The sequence below is a fragment of the Clostridium sp. genome (genome assembly GCF_036643715.1).
Lineage (GTDB): Bacteria > Bacillota > Clostridia > Clostridiales > Clostridiaceae > Clostridium.
Genome location: NZ_JAVXRL010000026.1, coordinates 1 through 14,011 on the forward strand (window position 1 = coordinate 1; position 14,011 = coordinate 14,011).

The 14,011-nt window shown below is 29.4% G+C and carries 16 protein-coding genes and 1 riboswitch; of the genes, 2 read left to right on the top strand and 14 right to left on the bottom strand.

The genetic code is table 11. From position 1 onward, the window contains the following. Positions 1-47: 47 nt before the first annotated feature. From RSF37_RS08885 to RSF37_RS08900, 4 genes are all read right to left on the bottom strand, one after another. Positions 48-1,910 carry an LTA synthase family protein gene (locus tag RSF37_RS08885; protein WP_332564054.1) on the bottom strand — a complete coding sequence of 621 codons (1,863 nt, stop codon included), beginning with the start codon at positions 1,908-1,910 and terminating at the stop codon, positions 48-50. Positions 1,911-2,045: 135 nt separating this feature from the next. Further along, on the bottom strand, positions 2,046-2,630 hold the full coding sequence (locus RSF37_RS08890) for an ECF transporter S component (RefSeq protein WP_332564055.1): 585 nt from the start codon (positions 2,628-2,630) through the stop codon (positions 2,046-2,048). Positions 2,631-2,764: 134 nt separating this feature from the next. Beyond that, a riboswitch (FMN riboswitch) is annotated at positions 2,765-2,882 on the bottom strand. A gap of 54 nt (positions 2,883-2,936) precedes the next feature. Beyond that, a complete protein-coding gene (locus RSF37_RS08895; RefSeq protein WP_332564056.1) occupies positions 2,937-3,692 on the bottom strand; it encodes a PH domain-containing protein in 756 nt (251 codons plus the stop codon). Further along, a complete protein-coding gene (locus RSF37_RS08900; protein WP_332564057.1) occupies positions 3,685-4,227 on the bottom strand; it encodes a sigma-70 family RNA polymerase sigma factor in 543 nt (180 codons plus the stop codon). Before RSF37_RS08900 ends, RSF37_RS08895 begins: the two co-directional genes overlap by 8 nt. A 212-nt stretch (positions 4,228-4,439) precedes the next feature. Here RSF37_RS08900 and RSF37_RS08905 point away from each other — a divergent pair, with 212 nt between their 5' ends. Further along, complete coding sequence (locus tag RSF37_RS08905) at positions 4,440-4,811, top strand: ArsR/SmtB family transcription factor (RefSeq protein WP_332564058.1); 372 nt, start codon at positions 4,440-4,442, stop codon at positions 4,809-4,811. 2 nt (positions 4,812-4,813) lie between these two features. After that, entirely contained in the window at positions 4,814-5,185 is a 372-nt protein-coding gene (locus tag RSF37_RS08910; protein ID WP_332564059.1) for a NifB/NifX family molybdenum-iron cluster-binding protein, read from the top strand. Between the two features lie 57 nt (positions 5,186-5,242). Here the strand turns inward: RSF37_RS08910 and RSF37_RS08915 are convergent, their stop codons facing one another. The 10 genes from RSF37_RS08915 to agaW (RSF37_RS08960) all read right to left on the bottom strand — a co-directional run bounded on the left by RSF37_RS08915 (position 5,243) and on the right by agaW (RSF37_RS08960) (position 13,999). Then, the gene (locus RSF37_RS08915; RefSeq protein WP_332564060.1) at positions 5,243-6,556 is read right to left on the bottom strand and encodes a class II D-tagatose-bisphosphate aldolase, non-catalytic subunit; all 1,314 of its coding nucleotides are present in this window, start codon (positions 6,554-6,556) and stop codon (positions 5,243-5,245) included. Positions 6,557-6,575: 19 nt separating this feature from the next. Continuing rightward, positions 6,576-7,433, bottom strand: coding sequence for a tagatose bisphosphate family class II aldolase (locus tag RSF37_RS08920; RefSeq protein WP_332564061.1), 858 nt, complete (start codon positions 7,431-7,433; stop codon positions 6,576-6,578). Positions 7,434-7,466: 33 nt separating this feature from the next. Further along, positions 7,467-7,904: a PTS galactosamine/N-acetylgalactosamine transporter subunit IIA gene (gene agaF / locus RSF37_RS08925; protein WP_332564062.1), complete on the bottom strand. Its 438-nt coding sequence runs from the start codon at positions 7,902-7,904 to the stop codon at positions 7,467-7,469. Between the two features lie 22 nt (positions 7,905-7,926). Next, positions 7,927-9,090, bottom strand: a complete 1,164-nt coding sequence (locus RSF37_RS08930) for an SIS domain-containing protein (protein WP_332564063.1) — start codon at positions 9,088-9,090, stop codon at positions 7,927-7,929. 69 nt (positions 9,091-9,159) lie between these two features. Next, entirely contained in the window at positions 9,160-9,888 is a 729-nt protein-coding gene (locus RSF37_RS08935; RefSeq protein WP_332564064.1) for a GntR family transcriptional regulator, read from the bottom strand. A gap of 125 nt (positions 9,889-10,013) precedes the next feature. Further along, on the bottom strand, positions 10,014-10,850 hold the full coding sequence (locus RSF37_RS08940; protein ID WP_332564065.1) for a PTS system mannose/fructose/sorbose family transporter subunit IID: 837 nt from the start codon (positions 10,848-10,850) through the stop codon (positions 10,014-10,016). Further along, positions 10,840-11,610: a PTS N-acetylgalactosamine transporter subunit IIC gene (agaW, locus tag RSF37_RS08945; protein ID WP_332564066.1), complete on the bottom strand. Its 771-nt coding sequence runs from the start codon at positions 11,608-11,610 to the stop codon at positions 10,840-10,842. Before agaW (RSF37_RS08945) ends, RSF37_RS08940 begins: the two co-directional genes overlap by 11 nt. 27 nt (positions 11,611-11,637) lie before the next feature. Next, positions 11,638-12,114, bottom strand: a complete 477-nt coding sequence (gene agaV, locus RSF37_RS08950) for a PTS N-acetylgalactosamine transporter subunit IIB (protein ID WP_332564067.1) — start codon at positions 12,112-12,114, stop codon at positions 11,638-11,640. Between the two features lie 285 nt (positions 12,115-12,399). Then, positions 12,400-13,251: a PTS system mannose/fructose/sorbose family transporter subunit IID gene (locus RSF37_RS08955; RefSeq protein ID WP_442878714.1), complete on the bottom strand. Its 852-nt coding sequence runs from the start codon at positions 13,249-13,251 to the stop codon at positions 12,400-12,402. Continuing rightward, positions 13,241-13,999, bottom strand: a complete 759-nt coding sequence (gene agaW / locus RSF37_RS08960; protein WP_332564068.1) for a PTS N-acetylgalactosamine transporter subunit IIC — start codon at positions 13,997-13,999, stop codon at positions 13,241-13,243. The genes RSF37_RS08955 and agaW (RSF37_RS08960) overlap by 11 nt, the downstream gene beginning before the upstream one ends. Positions 14,000-14,011: the final 12 nt, after the last annotated feature.

A 14,011-nucleotide genomic window follows, 5' to 3' on the forward strand; every position in this document is an offset into this window, starting at 1 on the left:
CTGTGATAAAGTCCTTTTGTATAATTATATTTATATATAATTTTTAACTATCTATCATTTTTTCTTTCAGTAACTAAATCATTATTGAAATTACTGTTCATCTTTTCAGATACAAATGAATCATTGAAGAAGTTACTCTTAGCTTCAAATCCTTCATTTACTGTTTGTAATCCATCTTTTTCAATTAATGTTTGTTTGTCTGAGAATAAATTTGTTCCAAGACCTAATCTATCACCTTCAATTTGAACACCCATACTAGATAAAATAGTTGGGAACATATCAACTGGTGAGAATTGTCTGTTTATTTCTCTACTCTTATTAACAGTAGTATCTGGGTTAAGTATTAAATTAAATACTGATCTATTATATGAAGGATCAAAATCTTTGAAGAACTTTTTATCCATACTTAAGTGATCACCAGTTACTACAATAGTAGTATTTTTATAAAAGGGTTGTTTTTGAATCCACTTAATAAAATTAACTGCTTCTTTTGTTGAATAAGATATAACATTTGCATACTGTGAATCATGCTTCTTACTTGCATTCTTAGATAAGTAACCATCTGGGAAATGCGTATCAGCAGTCTCCATAGTAAAGTTAAATGGTTTACCAGTCTTTGATAAACGTGTTATCTCATTTTTAGCATAATTATATAATTTATCATCTTCAAATCCCCACCATACATTATAGTCTTCTGGGATTAATTTTTTCTCTTTTGCTGCTTTATAATCGAAAATATTAAAGTCTCCATGTGTAGTGAAATAAGTTGTTAATCCACCAAAGTCGGCATCTGCTCCAAACATAATTGTTTGCTCATATCCTTGTGCTTTTAAAATATCTCCTATACTAACAGCACCTGGTAAGAAACTACCTGACTTTCCGTAAGAGTTTCCTCCCATAGGTATTTTTAATGGAAGTCCCATCCCCATATTTATCATTGATGCAACTGACCAACTTGATCCGTAAGTTTGATGCGGTCCTCCAAACTTTTCAGTTTCTGAGAAATGAACTCCTTCTTTTGATAAATTAGATAGTTCTGGCATAAGATTTTCATCCATATAACCACCTAACTCTTTAGAAAGATATGAATTCTCTACAGATTCTAAATAAATATGTATTAAATTTCTCTTCTCTTTTGGGAAAGACATCTTAGTTGTACGTGGATCAACATAGTTTTCTTTTATATAAGTTGAATCAGAAACGTATGCTTTATACACTTTATCCAAGCTTAATTTTTTAACCCCATATGATACTCCGACAATAAGACAAATACATGAGAATATAAATGTTGCTAATCTTAAATACTTTTGATTTAAAATTCTCTTTTTAACATTTTTAATATTCACAAATATATCATAACTGAAATTTAAAATAATTAAAAATATTAATATACATGCAACGCCTGAAAATACAGGTGTTGTAATAATTTCTCTATACATATCAGAACTTGTTCCTTTAATCGGTGAATTCAGATTAAATAAAAATTGTTCTGGAGTAATATTACCAAAGTAATCTATAAACCATTTAGCAAAGAATACAAAGAATGCTCCAACTCCAAGGAATATTACTGATAATACTTTAACTAATGTAGTTTTCCAATTAGTTTTATCTGTTGATATTTCAAAAGTAATTTTTGATCTAACAACTCCTTTTATAAATAAATATATTGCTCCGCATAATACTGCAAAAATAATATATTTAACTGCAAACATACCTGTATAAGTAGTTGGTTTTAAAATATTTACTTTATTAAGTACAAATTTTAATATACTTATTAATACAACATTAAATAATATTATGTATATTAATAATCCTTTTATTATAGATACAATTCCTTTATTTTTTTCAAACAAAAAATAATTCGCAAGAGCTAATAGAACTCCTGGAATCAAATAACTTATTATTTGCATAAGTCCCCCTTAAAAACGTATTATTATAATCTACTATCTATTTGCATTTTTTTGTATTAATATAGGACAATTATAATATTTTTTATAAAAAAATAGCTGTGCACTAATTATTTAGTGCACAGCCCATCTTATATATTAATTAAATTTCACTTTATTTCTTTTTGATTCTTCAAAATTCGGTTCAACTTTAAATATTGCAACTGATACTTTTTTGTATAGTATATATGTTAAACCAGATGCTATTATTCCCTTTATTGCATTAAAAGGTACTAATCCAACAGTTACGTATCTCATAAGTTCTGCTGGTGACATTTGCATTCCGTAAAGTGGTAATAGTATATATACATTTGCAAATACTCCAATTACACTCATTGCAATTATTCCTACAACCATTCCTACTATAGCAGATTTTTTTGATTTCTTTCTCCAATAAATAAATGTTGCTGGGAATATTAATGAAGCTCCTATTATAAAGTTAGCAAGTTCTCCAACTCCACCTGTTTGAGTTCCAAGTAATAACATGTTTAACATTACTTTTAAAAACTCTATTAGCACTCCTGCTAAAGGTCCAAAAGCAAATCCTCCCATAAGAGCTGGTACATCACTTAAGTCAATCTTAAGCCATGGAAACGCTGGAAATGGTAGCTCCATAAACATTAGTACTACAGCTATTCCTGCAAGTAATGAGATTTTAACCATTTTGTTTAAATTTGATGTCATTTTAATAATTCCTCCCCCAAATTATCTTCCTTTGGTGGGTAAGCATACATTAACTAAATTCAAAATACAAAAAATCCCTGATACAATTATACTTATATCAGGGACGTAAAAATTCTAAATTAGATTAATCTATACTTTACCTTCTTTCATCCAGACTATACTGTCGGCTTCGGAATCTAACCGAATCATGCTAAAACTTAGCTCGCGGGCTTTACCGCCGGTGGGGAATCACGCCCCGCCCTGAAGATATATTAATATTTTATTTTCTATTTAATTTTATCATTTGCTTATATAATTGTCAATTTTTTATAACTTACTTAACACCTTTTTTATTAATGATAAACCATCTCTATTAACAATAATAAAGTCTAATATTTTTCCATCTTTCATTCTCATCTTTACTCTGAGTTTTGGTTCAGTTAATTTTCTTATAATTAATAAACAAATAAGGAAAGAAAGTAGACATATTACTTTTGGTAATATTAAAGACCCCATTATTTCATAATCACTAACCATATATTCATAAATAGAATAAATAGCGTTTAATACTGTAATAGTTAAAACTCCTTTAGTTAACCATCTAAATCCTCTATTTTGAATAGCTTCTTTTAAAGTATAATTATTCCTTTTTAATTTTTCTCTATTAAATTTCACCTCTTCTATTTCATCTAAATTATATACTTTAGTATTTAGTTCAAAGTTATAATAGTTTGTTCCACTTATAAATATTCTCTTATTTGTTACAAATATCGAATAATTAAATCCATAATCATCACTTTTTAAAACTGCTCCCATAGACATCATTGATATAGCAGCTATAGCCTCTAACATTTCAATATCTGCACCTTTAATATAAGCTTCTATTCTTTCATCTTTACTAAGCATTGAAATTATTTTTTTCTTATTCTCTTCAAAACACCCATGAGATATTTTTGTATTTAAATTTGCAGATATACATTTTAATTCTTCAACTGTTACACCATTATACGTTAAATATTCATCCTGCTCTTTTTTAGAAAAACTGTATCCATTTAATTTTGTAAATGCTCTATAATCATCCAATATTTTCACCCTCTAACCTTTTCTTAATTTTTTGTCTTCCTCTCGAAAGCTTAGTATAAATATTTGATGTACTTAGTTTCATCTCTTTTGAAATTTTATCTATCTCTTCTCCAAAAATATATCTTCTTGAAAAAATTCTCTGAGTATCGATATCTAATCCTTTAATAAGTTCGTAAAACCCTTCATTATCATTAAATATTATATCTTTATCATCTTCCTGTGATATTACACATTCTTCTATGTCACTAATATCAAATTTTTTCTTGTTTCTTCTTATATAATCAATTGTTTTATATTTAGAAACAGCTATTAAAAAATTGATTAAATCCCCTCTCTCATTATCATAAGCTCCTATATTAATCCAAAGACTCATCAATATATCATTAAAACATTCTTTTACACATTCATTTTTATTATTTAATATTATATTTTTATCTATTACCCCATAAATAAGTTTTCCATATTTCTCAATAAGTGCTTCCAAACCATCTTGATCTTTACTCTTTATTAGTTTTACGATAGCGCTATCATCCATATAAATACCCCTTCTCCCCCATAAATTTAATGTTTTAATATTTATATATATATAATTTCGTATTCTCTTTCAATTTTCTTACATAAAATTCAATATATATTAAATTAACTTTTATTTATTATAATCCTCTATTTTATAAATATATTTGATTTTATTGCTAGAAAGTATTATAATTTAATTAAGTAATTACTTAATTAAATAAAGAGGTACTTATGCATAGCGATATTGTTAAATTATTTAAAGCACTTGGAGATGAAAGCAGATTAAAAATTCTTTTTTTAATCTCCAGAAAAAATGTTTGTGCAAAAGGTGTATCAAAGCATCTTGGCATATCCGAAGCAGCTGTTTCTCAGCATATTAAAATTTTAAAAGATGCTAATGTTATTATTGGTTTTAAACAAGGTTATTTTGTTCACTATTCTATTAACTATGATGTTTTAGATGAATTAATAAACTTCACAAGTAACATTAAAGAACCTACTTCAGAAATGTTAAATGCTTTTGGTTTAGATACATTTACTTGCGAAGGCAAAAATAAATGTCAAAAGAAATGTAATCACGCTAATTGCGAAAGGGGAAATTAATTATGAAAATATGTATACCTGCAAAAGAAAATAACGGACTAGAAACTATTCCTTATAACCATTTTGGTTCAGCTCCTATATTTTTAGTATTTGATACTGAAACTTCAGAAATAACTGCTGTTAATAATGGGGATTTAAACCATGAACATGGAAAATGTCAACCAATCAAAGCTATCGGATCAGTTAGCGTCGATGTAGTTCTTGTCCTTGGAATTGGACTTGGTGCTATAAACAAACTTAATTCAATGGGAATTAAAGTATTCAAAGCTGAAAATAAATCTATAAAAGAAAACATAGATCTTTTAAATAAAAATGAATTGCCAGAATTCGATTCTAGTAATTCATGTACTTCACATAGTTGTGGTACTCATTAATTAAATACACCTAAAAAAAAGTGGATTCATAAGAATCCACTTTTTATTTTTTTAATTTTAATTAACTGCAAATATATAATCGTCTATATATTCTCCTATTCTATCTTTAAGAAGCTCTCTTGCTTCTAGCTTAAGCTTTCCTTCTCTTACTTTCTTATATTGATTATGCATAAATTGACTTACTAAAGTTATTGGAATATCAACTTCATTTAAGTTATCTAGCATTCTCTCTAAAGCAAAATTAACATCATCCTTTGGCATGTAATATCTGCATCTATCAGAAAGGCTGTATATTCTATCAAATTTAATTTTCTCATTACTTCCTGAGTAGTGCTTTATCCAGTCCTTTGGATTTTTCACCATATTAAATTCTAATATATCCATAAATCTTGATGTTTCTAAGTCTGGTCTATATTTTAATAGCTCATTTTCCATCTCATTTAATGAAAAGGCACCTTCTCTAAATCCAAATGTTAAAGCTGGACCAACTTTTAAAATTATATATCCATCTTGAACCATTTTCTTCAATGAATCTTTAGTTTGATAATCTGTTGAATGTGCTTCAAATACAAGATTATCATAACTTTTAATTGCTTCACTTAATTCTTTTGCAGCATCTCTATTATATTCAAATACAATATCACTACCAAACTCAACACCTGGTTGTACAACTATTCCTGTAACATAGTTTAAAGCATCTTCAAGACCTAACTGTACGAATGCTTTTTCAAATGTTTCCACAGTATTCTTAAAGTTTTCCACTTTAGTTACTTGAATTGTATCTTCTTCTTCCTCTTCAGCTTGTGCTCCTCCTGGTATTGGAACTTCACTTCCTATTACATAAACAGGATGAATAGCATTTTTATCTTCTTTTAATAACTCTTTATATGCATCTTCAGCAACCTTACAAAGTATAGCAGCTCTTTTAGCTATAACTTCATCTCCAAAGTCACCTCTCTCTAAATCTCCTTTAATCATCATACTTGTATCTATATGAATTTTAGTAAATCCAGCAAGAACATATTCTCTTATTAAATTCTTTGAATTTTCCATAGCATTCTCTTCATCTAAGTCAGTCCATGTAAGTGGTCCTAAGTGATCTCCACCTAATATTATTCTTTCTTTTGGAAACTCATTTTTTTCTGCTAAATCATAAATATAATTTATATAATCTTTTGGTTTCATACCTGTATAACCACCAAATTGATCTACTTGATTAGCAGTTGATTCTATTAAAAGATGCATTGATGTATCTTTTAATCTTTCCATTGCAGCTTCTATTACATATTGGTTAGAACAGCAAACTGAGAATATTCCAACCTCTTCCCCATTTTTATATCTTTTTACTATATTACTAATAGGATGTCCCATTTTTATACCACCTCTTATATTAAGCTTTATTATTACTTCCACAAACCATTATTTTGTGAGTAACTACTGCCTTCATTGCAGCTTTCCCAGGTGTCATATACTTTCTTGGGTCATTTGCCTCTGGATTATCTATAAAATATTTCTTAACAGCATCTGAAAAAGGTATTTTCAAATCTGTTGCAACATTAACTTTACATATCCCAAGTGAGATTGCCTTTTTAACAAGCTCGTCTGGTACATCTGAAGCTCCATGTAATACTAACGGAACATCTACTTTATCTCTTATTTCTTTTAATCGTTCAAAATCTAACTTAGCTTCTCCTTTATAAAGACCATGTGCAGTTCCAATTGCAACTGCTAATGAATCTATTCCTGTTTTTAAAACAAAGTCTTTTGCTTGATCTGGATTTGTATACATAGCATCTTTTTCATCCACTACTAACTCATCCTCTTGTCCACCAAGTCTACCAAGTTCTGCTTCTACTGTTGCATCAAACTTATGCGCATACTCAACAATATCTTTTACTATTCTTATATTGTTTTCGTAATCTTCGTGTGATGCATCTATCATTGTTGATCTAAAACCTATATCAACGTAATGTTTAATTTCATTTGCATCTTCAAAATGATCTAAATGTATAGCTATTGGGATATCATATTTTTTTGCTGCAACTTCAGCCATAGATACAATGTATTCTCCTCCAGCATAAGCTATTGTTGATGGAGTTCCTGCAAGAATTACTGGTGATCTAAGTTCTGCTGCTGTTTCAATAACAACTTGTAATGTCTCCAAATTATGAATGTTAAATGCAGGTACTGCATATCCTTCTTGCTGTGCTTTCTTTAGCATTTCTCTAGTTGATAAAATTCTTCCCATTATATATACCCTCTTTTCATATTATTAATCTTTTTAAATTCCATCGAATTCATCTGTTTCTTCAATTTCTTTTTCAATTTGTAATTCAAAAGCTTTTATAGAATTTGCTCCAGAAGTTTTAGCAAACTGAAGTAATTCCTCAGCATCCATTCCATCTCTACATAATGAAACCTCTAAAAGCATTCCTAAATTTGTTCCAGATATTACTTTTATTTTCTTATCATTAATTGTGCTACTAAGCATTGCTGATACCTTAAATGGTGATCCTCCAGCTAAGTCACTTAATATTATTATTTCATCGCATTTCATTTCATTTATTGAACTTTTTAACTTTTCTTCTAAAGTTTCTGTACTGTCATCTTCAGTAAAGTTAACTCCACTTAAATTCTCCACATCTCCTGCTATAAGCTTAAGAGAACTTAACATTCCTGTTGCAAAACTTCCATGACCAGTTATTATTACTCCAACCATACTCTTCTCTTCCCCCTATTTATTATTTATTATAAGGATGTATTATAACACCTTGAACTACTCTGTTTACTGTTCCATCAGGTCTTGGATTATCAGGTGAAATCCCAAGATGTAATGAACTAAATAATCCAAACATTTGTCCAAATAACATGTAATTAAATATTGTATAAACCTCTGGGACTTGTACACCATCTATTTCTAAATATTTATCACAAAGAGAATTTAACTCTTCATTTTTCTTATAACTTATTACTGCTAATTTATGATTTCCAGTATCACCATTAATTTCTCTTATTAAATCCATATCATATAGATTTGTATATTCATCAGTTGAATTCATGAATATAACTAATGTATTATCATTTATAATTGATTTAGGACCATGTCTAAATCCAAGTACTGATTCACTAACTGTGATAACTTTTCCACTTGTAAGTTCTAAATTTTTAAGTGCCATTTCTTGGCATAATCCTTTAAGTATTCCTGAGCCTAAGTAAACTACTCTCTCACAGTTTAAATCAACTAACTCTTTAACGTCTTCCCACTTATTATCTAGTATGAAATCACCCTTATCAGCTATACTTTCTACAATACTCTTATTAGCTTCTAAGTTTTCTAAATCAAAAGCTAACAATGTTGCAAGTAACATACAACTAAATGAACTTGTCATAGCAAAACTTTTATCATTTGATTCTTCTGGCATTAAAATGCAAAGTGTATTATCATTTTCTACAGCTTTTTTAGCAAGTTCACCATTTTTATTACATGTAATGACCAGTTGTGATATGTTTTTTACATTGTCTTGGAATATATCATAAGCTCCAACACTTTCTGGACTATTTCCTGATCTTGCATAAGAAACTAAAATAGTATTAGTATCTTCTTCTATAAATTCACTTGGATTTGATACTAAATCTGTTGTTGCTATAGCTTCAACTCTAACTTTAAGAGTTTTGGCAAGATATAGGTATATTGAATCTCCAACATAGTCTGAAGTACCTGCCCCTGTTAATATTATTCTTGTATCACTTTTTAAATTTTTATCTAAAAATTGTTTTATATTCTCTTTGTTTTCTTCTATTATTTTATAAGTTTCTCTCCATAACTTAGGTTGCTGTCTTATTTCCATCGCTGTATTTACAGCTTTAAGTTCTTCAATTCTCTCTTTTGACATTCCAAACATCATTATTCCTACCTCCCAAACTGTTAATGTTGTCATTACCAGTTGTTTTAAAAATTTTTTTATTTTTTTATTTTAATTATTTTTAAGTTGAACTCTATATTTAAATTTATCTCCTCTAGCAACACCTACAGTATATTCAATAAGACTTTTATTCTCAAAAGTATATCTTTCTATTTTTAAACTTGGTGCTCCTTCATGTACTTCTAAATATAAACTCTCAAGCTTATTTGTAAGTATTGGTTCAAAATATTCTTCTGCAAATGTTAGCTTAACGTCATATTGCTGCGTTAAAACATCATACATTGCATTTCCTTCTAATTTGTCTTTTGTTAATTCCTTAAATCTCTCAAAAGGCAAATATGTTGTTTCATACATCATTGGTAGATTATCAGCTTTTCTAATCCTTGTTATTTTATAAAGTAAATCGCCTTCTTTAAGTCCAAACTTACTTCCTATTTTTTCTGATGCTTCAACTACTTCAAAGCCTATAATCTCAGATGATGGTTCCCGACCAATCTTCTTCATCTCTTCTGTAAATGAGTAAAAAGAAGCTAGATCTTGATTTACTTTCTTTGGTGCAACAAAAGTTCCTTTTCCATGAACTTTATATATAACACCCTCTCTTTCAAGCTCATCTAAAGCTTGTCTTACGGTTGTTCTACTTACGTCATAAATATCACAAATTTCTCTCTCTGAAAGTAATTGATCATTTTCTTCTAACCCATTCTCAATCTTTTCGGTTAAAATATCCATCAGTTGTAAATACAACGGTATTCTAGAATTCTTATCTATAAGTCCCATTAATCATTACCACCTTATATGTTTAATCAATTACATTATATCATATGTTTTTATAATTGGTAACTACCAATTTCTTTTATTTTTAAAGGCCTTACTTTTTATAGTAAAGCCTCTATTAAGTTATTTTAAAGTATACCTATCATTCTACCAGCAATACCAAAAATTATTGTAACTACAATTAATTTAACTGGTGAAACTCCTTTTTTAAGTAACTTGTACATAAGAAAAGTATATGCAACTGGTAATATATTTGGCATTATAGCATCTAAAACACCTTCTTGAAGTTTAACTGTTGCTTGTCCAGCTGTTATAACTAAAGTAGTCTTTAAGTTAACCATTGAAGCTATAAGTCCACCAACAACTGTTAGTCCAACTATTGATGCAGCACGAGATATTTTCTTTGTTTGCTCTTTCAAATTAGCAATAGCTTTTACTCCTGTGTTGTAACCATAATTCATTAAGAAGAATCTTAAGAACATTTGTAATGCGTTAAATAGTAATAAGAATATTATTGGTCCTGCAAGGTTTCCTTGACTTGCAAGGGATGCCCCAATACCAACGCATATAGGTAATGCTGTTAACCAAAATAGTGCATCTCCGATTCCACCAAGAGGTCCCATAGTTGCAACTTTTATCGCTCTAATTGTATTTCTATCTTCTTTATTTTCTTCTAATGCTAAAGTTAATCCCATTATAAATGTTACTAAGAATGGGTGTGTATTGAAAAACTCTAAGTGATCTTTCATTGAGTCTGAAAGGTCTTTTTTATTTTTATGGATCTTTTTAAGCCCTGGTAGTATACTATATAACCATCCACAAGCTTGCATTCTTTCATAGTTGAAGGATGCTTGTAAAAGTAGTGATCTCCAAACCATTATATTTCTGTCTTTTTTTGTTATAACTTTTTCTATTGTTGGGTCTTTGTACTCAGTTATTGTATTTGGATTTACATTAGATTCCATCTTCATATTCCTCCTCATCAACTATCTTCTCACTATTCTTGTTACCGTTTACATTATAGTCATAAAGTGCTACACATAATCCTATTAATGCAAGAGCTATTATTGGAACTTTTCCATAAGTAACTAGTAAGAATCCACCTATCAAAAAAGCAATATATTCTTTTTTAAGCATTATTTTAAGCAACATTGCGAATCCTATAGCTGGCATTATTCCACCTGCCACTGATAACCCTCCGATTATTGATTCTGGTATCATTGATACTAACTGAGCTGCTTTATCCGCACCAAAGTAAATTGGTAAGAAACCACATATAAAATATGAAATGAATAATACTAATATTCCTAAATAATTAATTCTATTTATACCTTTAGTATTTGTCTCTTCAGCATATCTATCAGCTGTATGCATTACAGGTGAAAATGCTGTGAATAATAATGTTATACCAGCTTGTGCTGCTACTGCAAAAGGAACTGCAACACCTATGGCAGCTTGAGGATCAAGTTTACCTAATATAGCAATGCTTGTCCCAATTATTCCACCAATAACAACGTTAGGTGGTTGTGCTCCTGCAAGTGGTACCATACCCATCCATACAAGTTCTAATGATGCACCAACCATAAGTCCAGTTTGTAAATCGCCTAAAATAAGTCCAACTATCGGTCCAGTTACTATTGGTCTATGTATGTGAGTTAATCCATCAAACATATCAACTCCGGCTATCCCTGCCCAAAGTGCAATTAATAAAGCTTTTATAAACATTTATTTTTCCTCCTTTGTAATAATTACTTATACATATTCTTTTATATCAACTTCTATCTTTTCGGTAGGCACTCTCCTTATTTCCACATTTACTCCGTCATCAATTATTTTTCTTAATGTCTTTTTATCATCTTCATCCACAGAAACTGTTGATGATATTTGTACTTTACCTTCACTAAAGTGCATATTTCCTATATTTAAATCTTTAATTGGAACACCACCTTCAATAAGTTTTAATACATCTTGAGGTGTTTTACATACTAAAAATATTTTTTGTCTGTCTGCTGCTTTATGAATTATTTTAATTGTCTTTTCTATAGTAAAAAATCTTGTTTGGATCATATCAGGAACTACCATTTCCATTAAGTTTTGTTGAACTGGATTGGATGCTACTTCATCATTTGCAACTAAAATTAAATTTGCACCTAGATGATTCACCCAAGTTACTCCAACTTGTCCATGTATTAAACGATTATCGATTCTTGTTAATAAAATATTTGCCATTAAAATCTCCTCCTCTAATATGTTGTTCCTAGTGGTAACTACCACTTTAGTTAAAGTGTAAACATTTACTCGAATTTTGTCAACTTTATTTATTGTTATTAAATTTAATTAAAATAATTAAAACAACTATTTTTTTATTAATTTATTTAAATATTCAGTATATTTTAAATAACTATAACAATATCCATATATTTTATTTGATATTTTTCATAATATTTCAAAATAAAAAAATAAACATACTGGTAACTATATTCCTACCAGTATGTTTAAATTTCTATTATTATTTTATAACAATCCTAAATATCTTCCAGCTATACCAATTACAACTGTTACTAATATTAACATGACAGGTGATTTACCTTTTTTAAGTAACTTGTACATTAAGAATGTATAAAGTAATGGTAAAAGGTTTGGCATTACTGCATCTAAAACACCTTCTTGAAGTTTAACTTCAGCTTGTCCTGCTGTTATAACTAAAGTAGTTTTTAAGTTAACCATTGAAGCTATAAGTCCACCAACAACTGTTAATCCAACTATTGAAGCTGCATGTGAAATTTTCTTAGTTTGTTCTTTTAAATTAGATATAGCTTTAACACCAGTGTTATAACCATAATTCATTAAGAAGAATCTTAAGAAGAAATGTAGCGCATTAAATAGTACTAAGAATACTATTGGCCCTGCTATATTTCCTTCACTTGCAAGAGAAGCTCCTATACCAACACATATAGGTAATGCTGTTAGCCAAAATAGTGCATCTCCAATTCCACCAAGTGGTCCCATTGTTGCAACTTTTATTGCTCTAATTGTATTTCTATCTTCTTTACTTTCTTCCATTGCTATAACTAGTCCCATAATAAATGTTACTAGGAATGGATGTGTGTTAAAGAATTCTAAGTGATCTTTCATTGAATCAGAAAGGTCTTTTTTATTAGTATGAATTTTCTTAAGTCCTGGTAATAATCCATATAACCAACCACAAGCTTGCATTCTTTCATAGTTAAATGACGCTTGTAGGAATAGTGATTTCCAAACCATTGTGTTAAGGTCTTTTTTAGTAATTACTCTTTTTGTTTCAGCATTTTTATATCCAACTTCTGTATCGATTGCTGTTTCTTTGTATCCTAAATTAGATGCCATCTTCAAATTCCTCCTTTACCACAACTGTTTGATTACTCTTTGAGAAATAATCATAAAGTGCTATACATAGTCCAACTAAAGCTAATGCTAATATTGGAATTTGGAAATAAGTAACTAATAAGAAACCTCCAATTAAGAAAGCAACATATTCCTTTTTAAGCATGATTTTAAGTAACATTGCAAATCCAATAGCTGGCATTATTCCACCGGCTACTGTTAAGCCTCCAATTATATTCTCTGGAATCATATTAACTATCTCAGCTGCCTTGTCTGCTCCAAAGTAAATTGGTAAGAATCCACATATGAAATATGAAACGAATAATACACCCATACCTGCGTAATTAATTTTATTAATTCCGTTAGTGTTTGCATCCTCAGCGAATTTATCCGCCTTATGCATGACTGGTGAGAATGCTGTAAATAGTAATGTTATTCCAGCTTGAGCTGCTACTGCAAATGGAACTGCTATTCCAATAGCTGCTTGTGGATCAAGTTTACCTAATATAGCAATACTTGTACCAATAATTCCTCCAATAACAACGTTAGGTGGTTGCGCTCCAGCTAGTGGTACCATCCCCATGAATACAACTTCTAATGAAGCTCCTACAATAAGTCCTGTTTGTAAATCTCCTAAAATAAGTCCTACGATTGGTCCTGTAACTATCGGTCTGTGTATATGTGTCAATCCATTGAACATGTCAATACCAGCTACACCAGCCCAAATAGCAATTAATAATGCTTCTACCATTTAGTTTTTCCC